This window comes from Streptomyces sp. NPDC056883 (genome assembly GCF_042788835.1).
Taxonomy (GTDB): domain Bacteria; phylum Actinomycetota; class Actinomycetes; order Streptomycetales; family Streptomycetaceae; genus Streptomyces; species Streptomyces stoeckheimensis.
In genome coordinates, this window is the sequence record NZ_JBHUBS010000027.1 from 20920 (window position 1) to 41985 (window position 21066).

The 21066-nt window shown below is 71.0% G+C and carries 19 protein-coding genes; 13 read left to right on the top strand and 6 right to left on the bottom strand.

From position 1 onward, the window contains the following. Positions 1 to 137 precede the first annotated feature (137 nt). The 3 genes from ACFRU2_RS38475 to ACFRU2_RS38485 all read right to left on the bottom strand — a co-directional run bounded on the left by ACFRU2_RS38475 (position 138) and on the right by ACFRU2_RS38485 (position 2524). Entirely contained in the window at positions 138 to 1577 is a 1440-nt protein-coding gene (locus ACFRU2_RS38475) for a polysaccharide deacetylase family protein (protein WP_382980966.1), read from the bottom strand. Positions 1578 to 1676: 99 nt separating this feature from the next. Next, complete coding sequence (locus ACFRU2_RS38480; protein ID WP_382980967.1) at positions 1677 to 2177, bottom strand: GNAT family N-acetyltransferase; 501 nt, start codon at positions 2175 to 2177, stop codon at positions 1677 to 1679. 98 nt (positions 2178 to 2275) lie between these two features. After that, on the bottom strand, positions 2276 to 2524 hold the full coding sequence (locus ACFRU2_RS38485) for a hypothetical protein (protein ID WP_382980968.1): 249 nt from the start codon (positions 2522 to 2524) through the stop codon (positions 2276 to 2278). Positions 2525 to 2668: 144 nt separating this feature from the next. Between ACFRU2_RS38485 and ACFRU2_RS38490 the strand changes: the two genes are divergently transcribed. Both ACFRU2_RS38490 and ACFRU2_RS38495 read left to right on the top strand, forming a co-directional pair. Further along, a complete protein-coding gene (locus ACFRU2_RS38490; protein WP_382980969.1) occupies positions 2669 to 4036 on the top strand; it encodes a recombinase family protein in 1368 nt (455 codons plus the stop codon). 35 nt (positions 4037 to 4071) lie between these two features. After that, the gene (locus tag ACFRU2_RS38495; RefSeq protein ID WP_382980970.1) at positions 4072 to 4875 is read left to right on the top strand and encodes an exodeoxyribonuclease III; all 804 of its coding nucleotides are present in this window, start codon (positions 4072 to 4074) and stop codon (positions 4873 to 4875) included. On the opposite strand, the gene ACFRU2_RS38500 is transcribed toward ACFRU2_RS38495, so the two are convergent. After that, positions 4857 to 5549 (bottom strand): MerR family transcriptional regulator, encoded by a 693-nt coding sequence (locus ACFRU2_RS38500; RefSeq protein WP_382980971.1) that lies wholly within the window; start codon positions 5547 to 5549, stop codon positions 4857 to 4859. The genes ACFRU2_RS38495 and ACFRU2_RS38500 overlap by 19 nt on opposite strands. Before the next feature lie 219 nt (positions 5550 to 5768). On the opposite strand from ACFRU2_RS38500, the gene ACFRU2_RS38505 reads away from it, so the two are divergent. From ACFRU2_RS38505 to ACFRU2_RS38520, 4 genes are all read left to right on the top strand, one after another. Then, positions 5769 to 7352, top strand: a complete 1584-nt coding sequence (locus ACFRU2_RS38505; protein ID WP_382980972.1) for a flavin-containing monooxygenase — start codon at positions 5769 to 5771, stop codon at positions 7350 to 7352. Next, positions 7349 to 8311, top strand: coding sequence for an alpha/beta fold hydrolase (locus ACFRU2_RS38510; RefSeq protein ID WP_382980973.1), 963 nt, complete (start codon positions 7349 to 7351; stop codon positions 8309 to 8311). Before ACFRU2_RS38505 ends, ACFRU2_RS38510 begins: the two co-directional genes overlap by 4 nt. Next, a complete protein-coding gene (locus ACFRU2_RS38515) occupies positions 8308 to 9192 on the top strand; it encodes an SDR family oxidoreductase (protein ID WP_250737520.1) in 885 nt (294 codons plus the stop codon). Before ACFRU2_RS38510 ends, ACFRU2_RS38515 begins: the two co-directional genes overlap by 4 nt. 78 nt (positions 9193 to 9270) lie before the next feature. Then, entirely contained in the window at positions 9271 to 9429 is a 159-nt protein-coding gene (locus ACFRU2_RS38520; RefSeq protein WP_382980974.1) for a hypothetical protein, read from the top strand. Between the two features lie 80 nt (positions 9430 to 9509). Here ACFRU2_RS38520 and ACFRU2_RS38525 read toward each other — a convergent pair whose 3' ends face one another. After that, positions 9510 to 12806: a S41 family peptidase gene (locus ACFRU2_RS38525; RefSeq protein ID WP_382980975.1), complete on the bottom strand. Its 3297-nt coding sequence runs from the start codon at positions 12804 to 12806 to the stop codon at positions 9510 to 9512. A 225-nt stretch (positions 12807 to 13031) separates the two neighbouring features. Between ACFRU2_RS38525 and ACFRU2_RS38530 the strand changes: the two genes are divergently transcribed. Together ACFRU2_RS38530 and ACFRU2_RS38535 are read left to right on the top strand one after the other, a co-directional pair. Then, a complete protein-coding gene (locus ACFRU2_RS38530) occupies positions 13032 to 13607 on the top strand; it encodes a TetR/AcrR family transcriptional regulator (protein ID WP_382980976.1) in 576 nt (191 codons plus the stop codon). 159 nt (positions 13608 to 13766) lie between these two features. Further along, positions 13767 to 15980: an MMPL family transporter gene (locus tag ACFRU2_RS38535; RefSeq protein ID WP_382980977.1), complete on the top strand. Its 2214-nt coding sequence runs from the start codon at positions 13767 to 13769 to the stop codon at positions 15978 to 15980. 97 nt (positions 15981 to 16077) lie between these two features. Here the strand turns inward: ACFRU2_RS38535 and ACFRU2_RS38540 are convergent, their stop codons facing one another. Continuing rightward, on the bottom strand, positions 16078 to 16530 hold the full coding sequence (locus ACFRU2_RS38540; protein WP_382980978.1) for an SsgA family sporulation/cell division regulator: 453 nt from the start codon (positions 16528 to 16530) through the stop codon (positions 16078 to 16080). A 195-nt stretch (positions 16531 to 16725) separates the two neighbouring features. Between ACFRU2_RS38540 and ACFRU2_RS38545 the strand changes: the two genes are divergently transcribed. The 5 genes from ACFRU2_RS38545 to ACFRU2_RS38565 are packed head-to-tail and all read left to right on the top strand — an operon-like array spanning position 16726 to position 21038. Beyond that, positions 16726 to 17778 (top strand): energy-coupling factor ABC transporter permease, encoded by a 1053-nt coding sequence (locus ACFRU2_RS38545; RefSeq protein WP_382980979.1) that lies wholly within the window; start codon positions 16726 to 16728, stop codon positions 17776 to 17778. 1 nt (position 17779) lies between these two features. Continuing rightward, the gene (gene cbiQ, locus ACFRU2_RS38550) at positions 17780 to 18541 is read left to right on the top strand and encodes a cobalt ECF transporter T component CbiQ (RefSeq protein ID WP_382980980.1); all 762 of its coding nucleotides are present in this window, start codon (positions 17780 to 17782) and stop codon (positions 18539 to 18541) included. Beyond that, complete coding sequence (locus ACFRU2_RS38555) at positions 18529 to 19311, top strand: energy-coupling factor ABC transporter ATP-binding protein (protein WP_382980981.1); 783 nt, start codon at positions 18529 to 18531, stop codon at positions 19309 to 19311. Before cbiQ ends, ACFRU2_RS38555 begins: the two co-directional genes overlap by 13 nt. Positions 19312 to 19365: 54 nt before the next feature. Next, positions 19366 to 20523 carry a serine hydrolase domain-containing protein gene (locus tag ACFRU2_RS38560; RefSeq protein ID WP_382980982.1) on the top strand — a complete coding sequence of 386 codons (1158 nt, stop codon included), beginning with the start codon at positions 19366 to 19368 and terminating at the stop codon, positions 20521 to 20523. Between the two features lie 41 nt (positions 20524 to 20564). Further along, positions 20565 to 21038, top strand: a complete 474-nt coding sequence (locus ACFRU2_RS38565) for a YbaK/EbsC family protein (protein ID WP_382980983.1) — start codon at positions 20565 to 20567, stop codon at positions 21036 to 21038. Positions 21039 to 21066 lie beyond the last annotated feature (28 nt).

Consider the following 21066-nt stretch of genomic DNA (forward strand, 5'->3'; position numbering starts at 1 on the left):
GAGCGAAAACACCCCCCCCCCCCCCCCTATCCCTAAGGGCAAGGGCCCCTAAAACAACCACCCCACCACCCCGCCCCCCCCCCCCGCGCCCCCCCCGGCCCCCCCCGCCCCTGTTCGCGTGGTGGGCGCGGCCGGACTCAGGTGTAGTACTGCATCGCCTCCGCGACGGTCACCACGGGGATCCCGCGGGCGTCGATCTCCTTCATCATCGCGTCGAAACCCTTCTGGCTGATCTCCGTGCTGGATGCGGGGGCGCCCTCGACGATCTTGTGCATGCAGAGAATGAGCCAGTCACCGTTCTTCGCGCAGCGGTCCAGCTTGCCGCCGAGGCCCGTCACCTTCGACAGCTGCGTACCACCGATCCCCGCACCGTCATTGATACCGGTGAGTGCCTTGAGCCGGTACGGCATGGCCGGGGCGTACGACTCGATCGTCTCGGAGATGATCGAGCGGGCCGTGCTGAAGTGCCGGCTCGCGAGCAGGTCGACCGGGACGCCGTCGGACGTCTTCTGGAACGCCCCGTGCGGGTACGCGAAGTGCTCGCTGGTGAAACCGTTGGACACCAGCCACTCGCGCAGGCGACGGAAGTCTTCGTCCGCCTGCTGCGCCGTGAGCTTGGGGTAGCTCGCCGTGTGAGTGGCGGTCGCGTACGAGTGACCGGCCATCTCCCAGCCGGACGTGTCCTGCATCGACCGCATCTGGTCGATCGTGAGGAAGTCCTTGGTGCCGATCGCATCGGCGATGTTGTAGACCGTGCCGGAGTATCCGTGAGCGTCCATCGCGGGCCGCGCCAAGTCGTGGATCGACCTGTGGGAGTCGTCGAAGGTGATCGACACCGCGCCGTTCGGGAAGACCGAGCTGGTGTCCGGAACCAGCTCGACGGCCTGGAGGTGGTAGGTCACCTGGCCGGCCGAGTCGTCGTACGCCGCGAAGGAAAGATCGGTGATGCCCGTTCTCGTGGACGGCACGCCGGAGGACGAGATCGAGTAGGCACCCGCGGCGCCGGCGATGTCGGCCCACTGGAGATGGACGGTCACCCACTCCCCGGACTGGACGTAATTGGCCGACGTCTTGGAGTGGGCGTGGAACTGCCAGACGAAGTGGTTCGCCAGGGAGCCGCTGCCCGCATAGAAATCCAGTTTGGCCAGGTGGGCCACGTCCGTCACACGGAAGACGAGTCTGATCATCTTTCCGGTGAGGTCCATCGCGGGCAGCCCGACCTTGCGTACGTACGACTGCTTGCCCGTGCCGTTCGTCGTCACCCGCACCGACTGCGTCCCCCGGACGAAGGACGCCGTGTCGTTCGCCTCCGACGAAGCCGTGCCGGCACCAGCCGGAGTCCAGCCGTGCTGCGCCTGGAACTGCTGCGACCACGTCGCCCGCCGGTACTTGGGGCGGCGGCCCGTCGGCGCGAACGACGGAGTCGTCAGGCCCTCGACCGGCTGCCCGCCCGTGACGCTCATCTCGCCGGCCCCCGAGCCGGCCGTGGCGGGCTGCGCCGGCACGGTGAGCAGTGCGCCGCCGGCCGTGAGGAGCGCACCCTTGCCGGCCAGGCGCAGCGCGGAACGCCGGCTCACCGGATCCGGCGGATGACGGGACGTGTCGGACCCTGCAGAGGCTCCGGATATGGATTGATCACGGCGCACGGGACTCCCCCAAAGTGGACGCTGGTCGGATTACGCAGGGTTCAGCGGCTTCGTCATGCAGCGGCTGGAATCGTGGAAGCGGTAGTGGCCGAACTTGGCGTCCGTCAGGGTGTAGCCCTCGGAGAGGTAGAGGGCGATGGCCTCCGGCTGCTGGTCGCCGGTTTCCAGGGCCATGCGCACGCGGCCGGCCGCGCGGGCGTCCGCTTCGAGGGCGGCGAGGATGCGGCGGGCCAGGCCCAGGCCGCGGGCCTCGGGGATCACGTACATCCGCTTGAGCTCGGCGTCGCCGTCGGCGTAGCCCTCGTCGTTCGCCTCGTGGCTGCGCCAGCCGCCGCTGGCGACCGGCGCGCCCGAAGCGTCGTAGGCGAGGAGGTAGAGGCCCTTCGGCGGGACGAACATCGCCGGGTCGAGGAACGTTTCATCGCCCTCGCCCTCGTAGCGCTCCTGGTATTCGATCTGCACTTGGTCATTGAGCTTGACCGCGTCCGGGTGGTCGTACGACACGGCGCGGAGCTGGATCTCCTGAGACATTTGAGCATCCTACGGACCACGGCTCACTGCCCAAGTGGTGTAGCCCGCACCAAGGCCCCGGGGCTGTGCGTGGTGGCGCCCTTCGGAGGGCGCGTGCGCTACTTGCCCTTCAGGATTTGATCGACGCGACCGGTCGAGAGGCTCAGTCGCTCGGCGATCTCGCGCAGCTTGAGTGTCTTGCGTAGCTCGGTTACATCGCCCGTGCGGATCTTTCGCAGGTCCGCTTGCGCTTCCCGTAGGGCGCCAAGCAGTTCGGTCACCGCGACTGCGCGCTCCGCACCACCGGGCATGGCGTGCACGGCTTCGATGGCCGTTCGGAGGAGGGCTGCGGGGGCCTGAGTGTCCATGTCAGGGATTCTAGCCACCTTCGAAGATCTGCGTTCTAGGCCCCTTGAAAGTTTTTCTAGGTGTCTATAAAATTTGGCGCATCGAGGGGTTCTGCGAGAGCCGGTGCACCTTGCGTGCCCGTGAGTAAAGGAGGGGTGTGCGCGATGCGTGCACCGGACCGCCTGTCCAGGCTTGAGCGCTACGTCGGCTACATCCGGGTCTCGACCTGGAAGGAAGAGAGGATTTCCCCCGAGCTGCAGAGGGTGGCGATCGAGGACTGGGCCCGCCGTACGGGACGTCGAATCAGCGAGTGGGTTATCGATCTCGATCAGACCGGGCGTAACTTCGATCGCAAGATCGTGAGGGCCATCGCCATGGTCGAGAAGGGTGAGGCGGCTGGCATCGCGGTCTGGAAGTACAGCCGATTCGGGCGTTCTCGTGACGGCATCGCCGCGCATCTCCAAAGGGTCGAGGATGCGGGAGGCCAACTGGAATCGGCAACCGAGCAGATTGATGCCCGGACGGTGACCGGCCGCCTCCAGCGGGGCATCCTGTTTGAGTTTGCGGCCTACGAGTCCGACAAACTCGGTGAACAGTGGCGCGAAACCCACGACTACCGCCGCTACAAGCTGAGGATCCCTGCCACCGGGCGGCCCCGCAGCGGTTACATCTGGCATCCGCGTCGACTGCCCGACGGCAAGGGTGGCTGGACCGTTCAGAAAGAACGGTATGAACCTGACGTCGACGGTGATGCGCCCGTGTATGCGGAGGCGTACCGCCGCTATGTCGACGGCACGTCGTACTACGCCCTGTGCGGCTGGCTCAATACCCACGGTTGGCTCACGGTGCGGGGCAACCCGTGGAGCGTTCAAGTGCTCATGCGGTACATGGACTCGGGCTTCCCGGCTGGGCTCCTTCGCGTACATGACCCGAAATGTGCGTGTGGGCACAGCGGTAACTGTCCAAACCACATCTTCATACCCGGTGCGCACGAGGAACTCATCTCGCCGGAACTGTGGCAGCAGTACCAGGATGAACGCGACAGTCGGCGCAAGAGGCCACCGCGCTCCGTCAAGCCCCTCTATCCGCTCACCGGCCTTGCCAGATGTGATCAATGTCGTGGTACCGCCCCGGTCGAGTCCGGGGAGCGCAAAGGTCCGGACGGGCGGAAGCAGCTCGTACGGGGGTACTCCTACTGCTGTGGCCGACGCTCGGTGACGAGTACGCATGGTTGCCCCGGCTTCTGGGTTCGGAGGTCCGTGGTTGAGGGTGAGTTGTACGACTGGATCGTTCGCGAGGCAATGCTTGATCGCGCAGGCTTTGAGGCGCTGATCGTTGGGCTGGCGCAGGAGTGGGACGTGCTCCTGCACTCCGAAAAGAACGCGCTGCTCAAGCAGCTCGTTCGTCGAGTCACCTTCAGGCGGCGAGAGGGGGCATCAAGCGTGATCATCACCGTGCATCCGCTGTGGGAGCCGGACCCATGGGCCGATGTCGATGAGACGAACACTCTTCCGGATGGCGCCGCCGAGTAGGCTGTTCCCGTTTTGTGTGATGTGGGGAGCATGTCTTGATCACTGTGACGTCCGTAAACGTGAACGGAATCCGCGCCGCCGCCAAGAAGGGGTTCTCCCCGTGGCTCGCCGGGTCGGATGCCGACGTCGTCTGCCTGCAGGAAGTGCGGGCCGAGGAGGGCCAGATTCCGGAGGAGGTGCGGTCGCCCGAGGGGTGGCACACCGTGTTCGCGCCCGCCGCCGCCAAGGGGCGGGCCGGGGTCGCGCTCTACACCCGGCGGGAGCCGGAGCGGGTGCAGATCGGATTCGGGAGCGACGAGTTCGACGACAGCGGGCGGTACCTGGAGATCGACCTCCCCGGTGTGACCGTCGCCAGCCTCTACCTGCCCTCCGGGGAGGCCGGGACCGAGAAGCAGGACGAGAAGTACCGGTTCATGGAGGAGTTCCTCGTCTATCTGGAGGGGCTCAAGGTGCGGGCCGCCGCGGACGGCCGGGAGGTCGTCGTCTGCGGTGACTGGAACATCTGCCACCAGGAAGCCGACCTGAAGAACTGGAAGACCAACCGGAAGAACGCCGGCTTCCTGCCCGAGGAGCGCGAGTGGCTCGGGAAGGTGTACGACACCGCCGGGTACGTGGACGTGGTGCGGAGCCTGCACCCGGACACCGAGGGCCCGTACTCCTGGTGGTCCTACCGCGGGCGGGCCTTCGACAACGACGCCGGCTGGCGGATCGACCTGCAGGTCGCGACGCCGGGGCTGGCGGCCAAGGCCGTCAAGGCGTTCGTGGAGCGGGCCGAGACGCACCCCGAGCGGTGGTCGGACCACGCGCCCGTGACCGTGGTCTACGAGCTCGGCGTCTGAGGAGTCCCCGTGTGAGGGGTCCCCGGCTGAGGAGTCCCCGTCGGAGGGCGCAGGCGCTCCATGGCCATCGTGAGTTCCGCTTCGACCACGCTCTTGGCCAGGGGGCGCAGCCGCGGGACGGCTTCCTCCGAGATGTGGGTGGAGATGAGGTCCGCGAACAGGGCCGCCATCGCGTCCGCGTGCTCGCGCACCCGGCGGCCCGCCTCCAGGACGGCCGAGAGCGGTACGCCCTCGCGGACCAGGGCCGAGGAGACGTCCAGGAGCCGGCGGCTGACGTGGACGATCTCCTCGCCGTCGGTGGCGAGGTAGCCGAGGTCGAGCGAGGCCGCCAGGTTCTCCGGGGTGACCTCGCCCTCGAAGTAGTCGGCGAGCGCCTCGGGCGTCAGGCGGACCGGGGTCTCCTCGGACCGGTCGATGCCGAGCAGCTCACCCAGCTGGCCGACGTCGCGGCCGTTCTCGAAGGCGACGGTCAGCTCGGCGATCCCGCCGAGGGTGTGGCCGCGCTCCAGCAGGGCGGCGATGGTGCGCAGCCGGGCCAGGTGCTGGTCGTCGTACCAGGCGATGCGGCCCTCGCGGCGCGGCGGCGGCAGGAGCTTGCGCTCACGGTAGAAGCGCAGGGTGCGTACGGGTATGCCGGCGGCCTCGGCCAGCTCTTCCGTGCGGTATTCGCGCACTGTGGTCCTTGCCCCTGTCGCTTCTGCGGTTCGGATGGGGGGTGTGCCGCGTCCTGCGTCGCATTGTGCGGCACGTGCGCAGCCTAGGGCGTACTCCCGGTAACTTTCCCGGCGCGACCCCTACCCATGAGTACGGGGCTGCTCTACTCTCCCGATTGTGCCAGTGATTGCTGGCAGCATCTGAATGGGCGTTGGCATCGGCATCCGAAGGTGGCTGGCATGGGCGGTGGCATGGACGGGCGCGAGCAGGAACGCGAACACGTACGCGTGGCGGTGATCGGGTCCGGGTTCGGCGGGCTGGGCGCCGCGGTGCGGCTGCGGCGCGAGGGGATCACGGACTTCGTCATCCTGGAGCGCGCCGATTCCGTCGGCGGCACCTGGCGGGACAACAACTACCCCGGGTGCGCCTGCGACGTGCCCTCCCATCTGTACTCCTTCTCCTTCGCTCCCAATCCCGACTGGCCCCGCACGTTCTCCGGGCAGCCCGCGATCAGGGAGTACCTGGAGCACGTGGCCGACACCTTCGGGCTGCGCCGCCACATCCGGCTGAACCACGAAGTCCTGATGATGCGGTGGGACGCGGACGCGATGCGGTGGGAGGTGGAGACCTCGGCCGGGGACTTCACCGCCGACGTGGTCGTCTCCGCCACCGGGCCGCTGTCGGACCCGAAGATGCCGGACGTACCCGGACTCGCCGGCTTCCCCGGCAAGGTCTTCCACTCGGCCCGCTGGGACCACGACTACGACCTGCGCGGCAAGCGCGTGGCCATGATCGGTACGGGCGCCTCCGCCATCCAGATCGTGCCCGCCATCGCGCCCGAGGTGGAGCGGCTCACCCTCTTCCAGCGCACCCCGCCGTGGGTGATGCCGCGCACCGACCGGGCGATCACCTCGGTGGAGCGCTGGCTGCACCGCCAGCTCCCCTTCACCCGGGCGGCCCGCCGCGGGCTGCTGTGGGGGATCCGGGAGCTCCAGGTCAGCGCCTTCACCAAGCGGCCGAACCAGCTAGGGCTGATCGAATCCCTGGCCAAGGCGAACATGGCACGCTCGATCAAGGACCCGGAGCTGCGGGCCAAGCTGACGCCCTCGTACCGCATCGGCTGCAAGCGGATCCTGCTGTCCAGCGAGTACTACCCGGCGCTCGCCCGGCCCAACGTGGACCTCGTGGCCTCCGGGCTGAAGGAGATCCGGGGTTCGGTGCTGGTCGCGGCCGACGGGACCGAGACCGAGGTCGACGCGATCGTCTTCGGCACCGGCTTCCACGTCACGGACATGCCGATCGCCGACCGGGTGGTGGGCGTGGACGGCAAGACCCTCGCGGAGGCCTGGAAGGACGGGATGCAGTCCCTGCGCGGGGCCACCGCGGCGGGCTTCCCGAACTGGATGACGATCATCGGGCCGAACACCGGGCTCGGGAACAGCTCGATGATCCTGATGATCGAATCGCAGCTGAACTACATGGCGGACTACATGCGCCAGCTGGGCGTCCTGGGTGGGAAGGTCGCGCTGGCGGCGCGGCCGTCCGCGGTCAACGCCTGGAACCGGCAGGTCCAGACCCGCATGGAGCGGACCGTGTGGAACACCGGCGGCTGCACCAGCTGGTACCTGGACGCGCAGGGCCGCAACACCACGGTCTGGCCGGGCACCACCGGGGAGTTCCGCAAGGAGACCCTGGGCGTGGACCTGAGCGAGTACGAGGTCGTACGCCACCGGGAGCGCGAGCGGGTGGCTGCCGCCGGGGTGCCCGGCGCGAAGCGGGGCCGGGGCCGGGCTGGATCCGCGGAGCAGGAGGGGGCCGCGTGAGCCGGCTGATGCACGTGACCGCCGGGCCGTACGCGCCGCCCGCCGCCCGCCGGGAGCTGGTCGCCACCTCCGCCGACGGTGCGCGCCTGCACGTCGAGGTGCACGGCGAGGACGGAGCCCCGACCGTCGTGCTCTCGCACGGCTGGACCTGTTCCACCGCCTTCTGGGCCGCGCAGATACGGGCCCTGTCCACCACCGGGCACCGGGTCGTCGCCTACGACCAGCGGGGCCACGGCCGCAGCCCCGCCGGCTCCGTGTCCGGCTACGGCACCGAAGCCCTCGCCGACGACCTCGTCGCGGTCCTGGGGGCCACCCTCGCCCCCGGCGAGAAGGCCGTCGTCGCGGGCCATTCCATGGGCGGGATGACCGTCATGGCGGCCGCCGCCCGGCCGGAGTTCGCCCGGTACGTCGCCGCCGCGCTGCTGTGCAGCACCGGCAGTGGCCGGCTGGTCGAGGAGTCGCAGGTCCTGCCGTGGCGCGCCGGCCGCGCGAGGACCCGTATCACCGGAGCGGTCCTGGGATCCCGGGCCCCGCTCGGACCCGTCACCCCCGTCGCCCGCAAGGTGCTGAAGTACGCCACGATGGGCCCCGGATCCGCGCCCGACAAGGTCGAGGCCTGCGCGCGGATCGTCCACGCCTGCCCCACTCCGGTGCGGCACGCCTGGTCCGGGGTGCTGGCCTCCCTGGACCTCGACGCGCAGCTGGCCGCGCTCACCGTGCCCACCGCCGTCATCGGCGGCAAGAACGACCGGCTGACGCCGATCGTGCACGCCCGGGGGCTGGCGGCAGCGCTGCCGAACTGCGTGGGGCTCACCGAACTGACCGGGGTGGGGCACATGAGCCCCATCGAGGCCCCGGAGGCCGTCACCACCGCCGTGCGCGAGCTCGCCGCGGTGTACGTCAGCCGGTCCGACGAACGTGCAGACGTCAACGAACCCGCGAAGGAGAAGACCCCGTGAGTGCTCGCAAGAGTCTGGAAGGACAGGTCGCCGTCGTCACGGGTGCCGCGCGCGGGGTCGGCGAGCTGCTCGCCCGCAAACTGTCCGCCCGCGGCGCGAAGGTGGCCCTCGTGGGCCTGGAGCCCGAGGCCCTCAAGGAGGTCTCCGGCCGGCTGCACACCGACAGCGACCACTGGTACGCCGACGTCACCGACCACGAGGCCATGGCCCGGGTCGCGCAGGAGGTCAAGCAGCGCTTCGGCAAGGTGGACATCGTCGTCGCCAATGCCGGCGTCGCCTCCGGCGGGCCGTTCGCCGACTCCGACCCCGACGCCTGGCGCCGGGTCATCGAGGTCAACCTCATCGGCGGCGCCGTCACCGCCCGGGCCTTCCTGCCCGTGCTGATGGAGAGCCGCGGCTACTTCCTGCAGATCGCCTCCCTCGCGGCGATCACCCCGGCGCCGATGATGACCGCCTACTGCGCCTCCAAGTCCGGGGTCGAGGCCTTCGCGCACTGCCTGCGCGCCGAGGTCGGCTACAAGGGGGTCAAGGTGGGCGTCGGCTACCTGTCCTGGACCGACACCGACATGGTGCGCGGCGCCGACCAGGACGAGGTCATGCGCGAACTGCGCCAGCGGCTGCCGTGGCCGTCGAACCAGACGTACCCGCTGGGGCCGGCCGTCGACCGGATCGTGGCGGGCATCGAGCGGCGTTCCGCGCACGTCTACGCGCAGTGGTGGCTGCGCGGCATGCAGGGGGTCCGCGGGTACCTGCCCGGGATCATCTCGGCAGTCGGACAGCGCGAGATGAAGCGGTTCGAACCGCGACTGGCCAGTGTTTCCAAGGGGCTTGTGGGGGCCGGCGGGGCCGCGGACGAGCAGGAGCGCAGCCAGAGCCGCTGACCGGAATGCGAGGAATGTCCACCTGGGCGAGACTGGTCGGGTTCCCCTTACCGAACACCGTTGCAGGAGTGAGGACACATGGGTATCAAGGACCAGTTCCAGGACAAGGCCAAGGAACTCGCGGAGCGGGCGAAGGCCTCCGGCAAGCAGGACGAGGTGTCCGAGCGCGCCTCCCAGGTTGCCGACCAGGCCAAGGACAGGGCCCGCGACACCTTCGACGAGAACTTCGACAAGTAGGCCAGTGAGCTGAAGGGGTGCGACCCGCCGTCCCGGGTCGCACCCCTTTCGCATGCCCTACGGTCGCCCGCCCCGCCGAGTCACCCCCGCGGCGGCAGCTTCGGCCGGCGCCGGTCCGGTACGTCCGTGTAGCCGGGCGGTACCGCGGCCGGGTCCTGCTCCAGCAGCTCCAGCGCCAGGTGCACGGCATCGTCGAGCTGGGCGTGCCGCCCCTCCGCCCAGTCGAGCGGGGTGCGCAGGATCGGCAGGTCGGGTTCCACGCCGTGGTTCTCCACGGACCAGCCGTACTCGGGGAACCAGGCCGCGTTCATCGGCACCGTGATCACCGTGCCGTCGCCGAGGGTGTGCCGGCCGGTCATGCCGACCACCCCGCCCCAGGTGCGCTGGCCGACGACCGGGCCGAGCCCCAGCAGCTTGAAGGCGGCCGTGATCATGTCCCCGTCGGAGGAGGTCGCCTCGTCGGCCAGGGCCACGATCGGGCCCCGGGGCGCGTTGGAGGCGTAGGAGACGGGCTGCGCGTTGCGGGTCAGGTCCCAGCCGAGGATCGAGCGGGTCAGCTTCTCCACCACCAGCTCGCTGATGTGCCCGCCGGCGTTGCCGCGTACGTCCACGAGCAGGGCCGGCTTGGACATCTCGGCGCGCAGGTCGCGGTTGAACTGCGCCCAGCCCGAGCCGCCCATGTCGGGGATGTGCAGGTAGCCGCACTTCCCGCCGCTGACCTCCCGGACCACCTCGCGGCGCTTGGCCACCCAGTCCTGGTAGCGCAGCGGCCGGTCGTCGATGAGGGGGACGACCGCGACCCGGCGCGCGCGGCCCTGTCCCTCGGCCGGTTCGAAGGTGAGCTCCACGGTGGTGCCGCCGGCCGCCGACAGCAGCGGGTAGGGCCCGGTGACCGGGTCCACGGGCCGGCCGTCCACGTGGGTGAGGACCGCGCCCTCGCGGATGCCGGTGCCCGCGAGCGGGGAGCGGGCCTTGGAGTCGGAGGACTCGCCGGGCAGGATCCGGCCGACGACCCAGGCCCCGTCGCGGGGGAAGAGGTTGGCGCCGAGCAGGCCGATGGCCCGCTGGTAGTGCGGAGGGCCTTCGTTGCGGCGGGCCGGGGACACGTACGCGTGCGAGGTGCCGAGCTCGCCGAGCACCTCGCGCATCAGGTCGGCGAACTCGTCGGGGGAGGCGACCCGTTCGACGAGGAAGCGGTACTGGCGCAGCACCCCGTCCCAGTCGATGCCGCACATCTTCGGCTCCCAGAAGTAGGCGCGGATCAGCCGCCCCGCCTCCTCGTAGGCCTGGCGCCACTCCGCCGCCGGGTCCACCTCGTGCAGGATGCGCCGCAGGTCCAGGTAGACGGTGGAGTCGCTGTCGCCCGACTCGGTCGCCGGGACGGCCCGCAGGTCGCCGTCCTCGTTGACCACGAGCCGGGTGCCGTCGCCGCTGACCGCGAACCAGTCCAGCCCGGAGGCCAGTTCCGTCTTGCGGGCCTTGGTGAGGTCGAAGTACTCCAGCGTCGGCTTGCCGCTGACGTCGGCCGGATTGGCGAAGGTCTCGCCGAGCGCGCCCGAGATCGGCCAGCGCAGCCACACCAGCCCGCCGCCGTGCACCGGGTAGAGGGCGGAGTACTTGGAGGCCGACACCGGGAACGGCGTCACCCTGCTCTCCAGCCCCTCCACCTCCACGGTGACCGCGCCGTCGCCGGACTCGGAGTCCCCCTCGACCGGGTCGAGTCCGCCCGCCGCCGGGCGCCCGTCGGGGGAGAAGGCGAAGGGGGAGGGGGTGGCCGAGGACAGCGGCACCAGGTACGGGCGGCAGCCCAGCGGGAAGGACAGGTCGCCGGTGTGGACGTCGTAGACGGGGTCGAAACCGCGCCAGGACAGGAAGGCGAGGTAGCGCCCGTCCCGGGTGAAGACGGGGTTCTCGTCCTCGAAGCGGCCGTTGGTGACGTCCACGATCGTGGGGGAGCCGGGTCCGGCGATCTTGGCCATCTTGATCTGGCGCAGCGAGCGGCCGATGCCCGGGTGCGACCAGGTCAGCCAGCAGCCGTCGGGGGAGAAGGCGAGGTCGGTGACGGGCCCGTTCTCGGACCGGATCAGCTCGCTGGCCTCCCCGTTGGACTCCTCGGTGGCGTCGATCAGCAGCAGCCGGCCGTCGTTGGAGGCGATCGCGAGCCGCTCCCCGTCCGGATCGGAGAGCAGCTCCAGTACGCGGCCCAGCGCGCCCGAGGCGAGCCGGCGCGGCTCGCGGTCGCCCGAGGCGCGGGGCAGGTAGGCGATCTCGATCGCGTCCTCGCCCTCCGCGTCGGTCACGTACGCCACCTGCCCGCCGCTGCCGAGCATCTCCGGCAGCCGGACCCGTACGCCCGGGGTGTCGGCGATGGTGCGGGCGGGCCCGTCGCGGTGCGTGAGCCAGTACAGGCTGCCGCGCACGACGACGGCGCTGGCCCGCCCGGTGGCGTCGACGGACAGGGAGTCGACGTGGCTGGCGGCCGGGACCTGGTAGGTGCGGCGGCCGGCGCGGGGGCCGCCGAGGCGGACCTCCAGCTTGCGCGGGGAGGCGCCTTCGGCCAGCGATTCCACGATCCACAGGTCGCCGGCGCACTGGTAGACGATCCGGGAGCCGTCGCTGGAGGCGTGCCGGGCGTAGAACTCCTCGTGGTCGGTGTGCCGGCGCAGGTCCGTGCCGTCGGGCAGGCAGGAGTAGACGTTGCCGATGCCCTCGTGGTCGGAGAGGAAGGCGATCCGGCCGTCCACGAACATCGGCGAGTCGAGGTGGCCCTCGACGCCCTCCAGCAGCCGCTCGCCGTGCAGCCACAGCCGGCCGGTGGCGCCGCCGCGGTAGCGCTTCCACGCGGCGGGCTCGTGCGGGGGCTTGCCGGTCAGCAGCAGGGTGCGCCGCTCGCCCGGCTCGTCCCCGTCGGAGGCCTCGTCGTGGACGGCGATGTCGGAGACGGGCCCCCAGGGGAGCCGGCCGCCGGGGCTGCCGTCGGTGGGGAGGGCGTACGCCCAGGCGAAGTAGGAGAAGGGCTGGCCGTGCGAGGAGACGGCCAGGATGTCGCTGCGGCCGTCCTTGTCGGGCGGGGTCCAGCCGCAGACCCGGGTGTCGGTGGCTCCCCAGTGGCTGAGGCGGCGCGCCGGGCCGCCCGAGACGGGGGCGAGGTGGATCTCGGGGTCGAGGCTGCGCCAGGTGGTGAAGGCGATGTGCTTTCCGTCGGGGGAGAACCGGGGGTGGCCCACCCGGGTCCGGTCGACGGTGATCCGCCAGGCCCGGCCCGCGGGCTCTCCGGGAGGAACCAGGGGCGCCACCCAGAGGTCGTCCTCGGTGGCGAAGCACAGCAGATCGTCGTGGAGATGGGGGAACCGGAGGTACGCCGCGTCGTGACTCACCCCCCAATGCTTTCCGCGCGGAGGGGGGCTGGCAACTCGTACAGGTGATCCATGCGGCTTCCCGCGGGGGAGGCGGGAAGCCTCGGGTACGTGACCGACACCACGCCCCTAGCGAAACGGAACTGTTTCGTTTCGTTAGGAGGCGGGGTATGGTCGATCCGTACGAAACGGTTTCGTTCGCTTGGGAACGGTCGGGGGGGAGATGTCGAAATGGTCGAAGAAGTCATGTCGCGTCGCAGCCGGATCACCCCCGAACGGGAAGCCGAACTGCACGGTGCGGTCCTCGACCTCCTCCGCGAGGTCGGTTACGAGGCGCTGACCATGGACGCGGTCGCCGCCCGTACGAAGTCCAGCAAGGCCACCCTCTACCGCCAGTGGGGGAGCAAGCCCGAGCTGGTCGCGAAGGCCCTGCGCTGCACCCAGCCGGTCTCCCTGCGGGAGATCGACACGGGCAGCATCCGCGGGGACTTCGGGGTCATGATCGAGAACTCCGACGATGCCCAGATGGCGAAGGACACCGCGCTGATGCGGGGCCTGACCCATGCGGTGCACGAGAGCCCCGAGCTCCACCAGGCGCTGCGGGACCTGCTGGTCGATCCGGAGATCAACGGTCTGCAGGAGATGCTGCAGAGAGCGGTCGACCGGGGCGAGATCGCCCCGGACTGTCCGGCCCTGGCCTTCGTTCCGCACATGCTCATCGGGGCGTTCATCGCCCTTCCGCTCATCGAGGACCGGCCCGTCGACCGGACCTTCCTCGGTGACTTCATCGACGCCGTGGTCTTCCCCGCCCTCGGCGTCTGATCCTGCCCGGCTTCACCAGCCCGGCTGCTCACCCGGCAGCCGCCCGCCCGCGCTGTCCCCGCGCTCGATTCCTGCCTGCTCCTGACACGCCGCTCTCGTCGTCGGAACGGCATTTCATGCCCTGATCCATCCCACGACCCGAACGGGAGAACCACCGACGTGGCCACCTTCCTCTACCGACTCGGCAGGGGCGCCTTCCGGCGCCGTCGATTCGTCGCCCTCGTCTGGGTGGCGCTGCTGTTCGTCGCCGGCTTCGGCGCGGCATCTGCGTCCGCACCCACCTCAGGCTCGTTCTCCATACCCGGCACGGAGGCCCAGAGGGCCTTCGACCTGCTGGACCAGCGCTTCCCGGGGATGGCCGCCGACGGCGCCACCGCCCGCATCGTGATCAAGGCCCCGGCCGGCGAGAAGGTCGACTCCGAGGCCGTCAAGCCCCAGGTCGAGAAGATCGTCAGCGAGCTGAAGGGCGGTCCGGGCAAGGACCAGATCTCCTCGGTCACCAGCCCGTACGAGGCCCAGGCCGTCAGCCAGGACGGTTCCACCGCCTACATCAGCGTCAAGTACAAGGTCAGCGGCATGGAGCTGACGGACGCCACCCGCGAGGCCCTCACGGAGTCCGCCACGGCCGCCAAGGCCGACGGCCTGAACGTCCAGATCGGCGGCGACGCCCTGCAGGCCGCCCCCGAGACGGGTTCCGGCGAGATCATCGGCATCGCGATCGCCGCGATCGTCCTCGTCATCACCTTCGGCTCGCTCATCGCCGCGGGCCTGCCGCTGCTGACCGCCCTCATCGGCGTGGGCATCGGCATCTCCTCCATCACCGCGCTCGCCAACGTGCTGGACCTCGGCTCCACCACCTCCACCCTCGCGATGATGATCGGCCTCGCCGTCGGCATCGACTACGCCCTCTTCATCGTCTCCCGCTACCGCGCGGAGCTCGCCGAGGGCCGCGAGCGCGACGAGGCCGCGGGCCGGGCCGTGGGAACCGCCGGTTCCGCCGTCGTCTTCGCCGGACTGACCGTGGTCATCGCCCTCGTGGGCCTGGCCGTCGTCAACATCCCGATGCTCAGCAAGATGGGCTTCGCCGCCGCCGGCACCGTGGTCATCGCCGTCCTCGTCGCCCTGACGCTGGTCCCGGCCATGCTCGGTTTCGCCGGCAAGAAGGTGCTGCCCGCCGGCACCAAGTCCCGCTTCCTCGGCAGGGGCAAGGCCAAGCCGGGCGCCGAAGGCGCGGAGGCCAAGCCCAACGGCGGCACCCGCTGGGCCCGCTTCATCCTGCGCCGCCCGGTCATGGTGCTGCTCGTGGGCGTGATCGGCCTCGGCATCGTCGCCATCCCGGCGAGCAAGCTGGAGATGGGCCTGCCGGACGACGGCGCCCAGCCGGTGTCCACCACCCAGCGCCAGGCGTACGACCTGCTCTCCGAGGGCTTCGGCCCCGGCTTCAACGGCCCGCTGATGGTCGTCGTGGACGGGGACAAGGCGCTCGCCGACGCGACGGTCGAGCGGATCAAGGGCCTGGACGGCGTGGCCGCGGTCATGCCGGCCACCCAGAACGAGGCCAAGGACGCCGCCGTCATCACGGTCGTCCCGAAGGACCGTCCGTCCTCCGAGGCGACCGAGACGCTGGTCCACGAGATCCGTGACGGCAGCGACAGCGGCAAGGTGTTCGTCACCGGCGCGACCGCGATGAACATCGACTTCTCGCAGAAGATGAACGACGCGCTGCTGCCGTACCTGGCGCTCGTCGTCGGCCTCGCCTTCCTGCTGCTGATGCTCGTCTTCCGCTCGATCCTGGTCCCGCTCAAGGCGGCGCTCGGCTTCCTGCTCTCGGTGGTCGCCGCCCTCGGCGCCGTCGTGGCGGTCTTCCAGTGGGGCTGGCTCGGCTCGCTCTTCGGGGTGGAGCAGACCGGTCCGATCATGTCGATGATGCCGATCTTCATGGTCGGCGTGGTCTTCGGTCTGGCCATGGACTACGAGGTCTTCCTGGTCACCCGCATGCGTGAGGCGTACGTCCACGGGGAGCGGCCGGGCCAGGCCGTCGTCACCGGGTTCCAGTACAGCGCCCGGGTGGTCGTGGCCGCGGCCGTCATCATGATCGCGGTGTTCTCCGGCTTCATGGGCGCCAGCGACCAGATGGTCAAGATGATCGGCTTCGCCCTGGCGATCGCCGTCTTCTTCGACGCCTTCATCGTCCGCATGACCATCGTTCCGGCCGTCCTCGCGCTGCTCGGCCACAAGGCCTGGTGGCTGCCGAAGTGGCTCGACCGGATCCTGCCGAACGTGGACGTGGAGGGCGAGAGCCTGCGCAAGCACCTCGGCGACTCCTCGGACGGCACCGGTCCCGACAAGGACCGCGAGCTGGCGGGAGTCTGACCCCTCGGCCGGTGACAGACACCGGGTAGGACGCAGAACGGCCCCGCACCGGGAGGTGCGGGGCCGTTCTCGTGGGATCGGGCGGGTCCGGCTGGGCCTAACGGGTGGCCGCGGGCGCGGGTGCGTACGTACGGCGAAGGAAGCGGCGCAGGGCGGCGATGTCGAACTGGACCACCGCGACGCCCTCCGGGGAGTGGAACTCGACGACCGCTTGGACGCGGCCACAGGGCCAGACGCGTACGTCTCCGGTCCCGGTCGGGGCCTGGAGGCCGGCTTCCAGGAGGGCGCGGGGGAAGACCCACTCGTTGTCGGTGCCCTCGGGGGAGAGGTCGGCGGGGAAGACGATCCGTACGGCCAGCGGCTCGTCGGGGACGAAGCGCAGGGCGACCGGGATGGCCCGGTAGAGGGGATCGTCGGTGATCACTCGGGCGCGCACGCGCTCCTCGACGAAGGGGGCCTCGGCGAAAGGGGCCCCGGCGAGGGGGGCCGTGGCGGTCGCGGCCCGGGTGGCGGTGGCACCTGCGGATGGATTCTCGGCGGCGGCTGACATCGACAAGACTCCTCGAATCGGAACATTTGCGTCCGTATTGCCCCCAGCCTCGCACATTCCCACGAATCCGCACGGGGCTATTTGTGGCGCCACCGCTCTTGCCAAGCATTCGCAAGAAGGCCCTATTCTTGAACGGTTAAAGACTTTGTCAGGTCAACGGACCGGTCGCCGGACCGCAGGAAGCGGAGCAGAACCATGCATGTGCCCGACGGCTTCATCGATGCCCCCGTCTCCCTCGCCGCAGGTGTCGCCGCCGCCGGAGCCGTGGCGGTCAGCCTCCGCGGTGCCCGCCGGGAGCTCGACGAGCGCACCGCGCCGCTCGCCGGCCTCGTCGCCGCCTTCATCTTCGCCGTGCAGATGCTGAACTTCCCCGTGGCGGCCGGAACGAGCGGCCACCTGCTGGGAGGCGCGCTCGCCGCGATCCTCGTCGGCCCCTATACGGGTGTGCTGTGCGTGTCCGTGGTCCTGCTCATGCAGGGCCTCCTGTTCGCCGACGGCGGCCTGACCGCCCTCGGCGTCAACATCGTCACCATGGGCGTCGTCACCGTGGTCGTCGCCTACGCCGTCTTCCGCGGGCTGGTCAGGCTGCTGCCCGACACCCGCCGCTCGGTCACCGTCGCCGCCTTCGCCGGAGCCCTGCTCTCGGTACCCGCCGCGGCCGCCTTCTTCACCCTCCTCTACGCCCTCGGCGGCACCACCGACGTCCCCGTGGCCAAGGTGTTCGGCGCCATGGTCGGCGTCCACGTCCTCATCGGCATCGGCGAGGCCGTCATCACGGCCGCCACCGTCGGCGCCGTGATCGCCGTCCGCCCCGACCTCGTCCACGGCGCCCGCGGCCTGTCCGCCCCGCTGAAGCTGCGCGTCGGCGGCGAACTCGTCGACGCCCCCGGCTCCGCCGCCGTGCCGGCCGCCGCCCGCTCCACCAAGCCCGTGTGGATCACCGGCCTGGTCGCCGCGCTGGCCCTGGCCGGCATCGTCTCCTTCTACGCCTCCTCCAGCCCGGACGGACTGGAGAAGGTGGCCGCCGACAAGGGCATCGACCAGAAGGTCACCGAGCACGCGGCCGCCGACTCCCCCCTCGCCGACTACAGCGTCAAGGACGTCTCCGACGCCCGCCTCTCCGGCGGCCTCGCCGGGGTCATCGGCGTGGGCGCGACCGTCGTCGTCGGGACCGGCGTGTTCTGGACCGTGCGCCGCCGCCGCAGCGCCGACCTGACGGCCGCCTCCACGGCCGTACCGGCCGCCTGACATGGGCGCGGGCCACGCCCACAAGCTCTACCGGCCGGGGCGCTCGCCGGTCCACGACCTGCCGCCGCACTGCAAGCTCGCCGCGACCTTCGGTTTCGTGGCCGTCGTCGTGTCCACACCGCGCGAGGCGGTGTGGGCCTTCGGCCTGTACGCCGTCCTCATCGGGGCCGCCACCACCGTGGCCCGGATCCCGCTCGGCTTCCTGCTGCGCCGCCTCCTGATCGAGGTGCCCTTCGTCGCCTTCGCCGTCCTGATGCCCTTCGTGGCCCAGGGGGAGCGGGTGGAGTTCCTCGGCATGTCGCTCAGCGTCTCCGGCCTCTGGGGCGCCTGGAACGTCCTGGCCAAGGGCACCCTCGGCGTGGCCGCGTCCGTGCTCCTGGCCTCCACCACCGAACTGCGCGCCCTGCTGCTGGGCCTCCAGCGGCTCAAGCTGCCGCCGCTGCTCGTCCAGATCGCCTCCTTCATGATCCGGTACGGGGACGTCATCAGCGACGAGCTGCGCCGGATGTCCATCGCCCGGCGCTCCCGCGGCTTCGAGGCGCGCGGGATCCGGCACTGGGGGGTCCTCGCGAAGACCGCCGGAGCCCTGTTCATCCGCTCCTACGAGCGCGGCGAGCGGGTCTACCTCGCGATGGTCAGCCGCGGCTACACCGGCTCGATGCCGGTGATCGACGAGGTGGCGGCCACCCGCACGCAGTGGGCGTACGCGGCCGCCCTCCCGGTGACGGCGCTCGCCGTCTGTCTGATGGGATGGACCCTGTGAACGCAGCCCCGGCCCCGGCCCCGATTCCGCCCTCGCTGGAAGTCTCCGGCCTCGCCTACGCCTATCCCGACGGCCATCAGGCCCTCTTCGGGGTCGACCTCGCCGTCGGGCGCGGTGAGCGGGTGGCGCTGCTCGGTCCCAACGGCGCCGGCAAGACCACCCTGGTGCTGCACCTCAACGGCATCCTGAGCGGCGGCGTCGGCTCCGTGAGCGTGGCCGGGCTGCCCGTGGCGAAGCGCAACCTCGCCGAGATCCGCCGCCGGGTCGGGATCGTCTTCCAGGACCCCGACGACCAGCTGTTCATGCCGACCGTCCGGGAGGACGTGGCCTTCGGCCCGGCCGCCGCCGGGCTGCGCGGCGCCGAGCTGGAGGAGCGGGTGCGCGAGGCCCTGGAGCAGGTCGGGATGGCCGCCTTCGCGGACCGGCCCCCGCACCACCTCTCCTTCGGGCAGCGCCGCCGGGTCGCGGTGGCGACCGTCCTGGCCATGCGGCCCGAGATCCTCGTCCTGGACGAGCCGTCCTCCAACCTGGACCCGGCCTCGCGCCGCGAGCTCGCGGACATCCTGCGCTCGCTCGACGTCACCGTGCTGATGGTGACGCACGACCTGCCCTACGCCCTGGAGCTCTGCCCGCGCGCGGTGATCCTCAGCGAGGGGGCCATCGTGGCCGACGGCAGGACCCAGGACGTGCTCTGCGACGAGCCGCTGATGCGGGCGCACCGGCTGGAACTGCCCTTCGGTTTCGACCCGCGCTCCGTCGTGATCGGCTGACCCGGGGACCCTCGGCGACGGCATAACCGCCGGTCGGAGGTTGTTGCACAGGCCGTGGACATCCAAGGTGTGGTGGCGGAGGGCTTCGAGCCCGTCAGGGACGCGTTCGTACGCAACTTCCAGGTCCTCGGGGACCGGGGTGCGGCGGTGTCCGTGTACCGGGACGGGCGCAAGGTCGTCGACCTCTGGGGCGGGACCAAGGACGCCGAAGGCACCGAACCCTGGGCCGAGGACACCGCCCAGATCGTCCGCTCCGCGACCAAGGGCGTGGCCGCGGCCGTACCGCTGCTGCTCCAGCAGCGCGGACTGCTGGACCTGGACGCGCCCGTGAGCTCGTACTGGCCGGAGTTCAAGGCGGGCGGCAAGGAGCGGACCCGGGTCCGCGACCTGCTCGCGCACCGCGCGGGCGTCCCGGCCCTGGACCGCGGGCTGACGGTGGCCGAGGCCGCGGACGGGGTCTCCGGAGCGCGTGCGGTCGCCGCCCAGCAGGCCTTCTGGGAGCCCGGCACCGAGCACGGCTACCACGCGCAGACCTTCAGCTGGCTGCTGTCCGAGCTGGTACTGCGGGCGACCGGCCGTTCGCTGGGGGGCATCCTGGCCGAGGAGATCGCGGAGCCGCTGGGCCTGGACTTCTGGATCGGCCTGCCGGAGTCCGAGGAGCACCGGGTGGGCCGGGTGGCACCGGTCGAGCCGCCGGAGAGCGCGGGCACACTCCGGACCCGGCCGAAGCGAAACGTTTCCGCGGCCTACGCCGATCCGGACTCCCTCACCCGCCGCGCCTTCGCGGCCATCGACCCGCTGCCCGACGAGAACGACCCCGCCTACCGGGCGGCCGAGCTGCCGGCCTCCGCGGGCATCGGTACCGCCCGCGCCCTGGCCCGCTTCTACGCGGCCACCATCGGCGTGGTGGAGGACGGCGCGCGGATCTTCACCCCGGCCACCACCGCGCTGGCCGGCAAGGAGTTCTCCTCGGGACCCGACCGGGTGCTGGTGGTCAACACGCGCTTCGGCCCCGGCTACATGCTGCACGGCCCCGCGTCCCCGCTGCTGTCCCCGGCTTCCTTCGGGCACCCGGGTCGCGGCGGCTCGCTGGCCTTCGCGGACCCGGAGGCGGGCATCGGCTTCGGCTACGTCACCAACGCCCACGCCAAGTCGGTCACCGCCGACCCGCGCGCCCAGGCCCTGGTCCGGGCCGTCCGCTCGGCGCTGTAACGGCGTCGCGCGGCCGGGGCGGGGAGCGCTAGCGTGCCGTCATGACGACCACCGCGCACCCCCTCTTCGCCGAAGCCCTCGCCGCCCTGGGGCTGGAGCCGGACGTACGGAGCTTTCCCGACGGGACCCGGACGGCCGCCGACGCCGCCGCCGCGATCGGCTGCGAGCTCAGTCAGATCGTGAAGTCGCTGATCTTCGCGGCCGACGGGGTTCCCGTACTGGTCCTGATGGACGGGGCCTCCCGGGTGGACGTGGAGGCGGTGCGCCGCGAGCTCGGGGCGGGCGCCGTGACCCGGGCGGACGCGGCCCTGGTCCGGGAGACCACGGGCTACGCCATCGGAGGGGTGCCGCCCTTCGGGCACCGCACCCGCACTCGGGTCCTCGCGGACCGCTCCCTGCTGGCCCACGAGGTGGTGTGGGCGGCCGCGGGCACCCCGCACACGGTGTTCCCCATGGATCCGCGCGAGCTGATCCGGCACGCGGGGGCCGTGCTGGCCGCCGTACGGGAGGGTTGAGGGGCCGGGAGAGCTGAGGGGCCGGGAG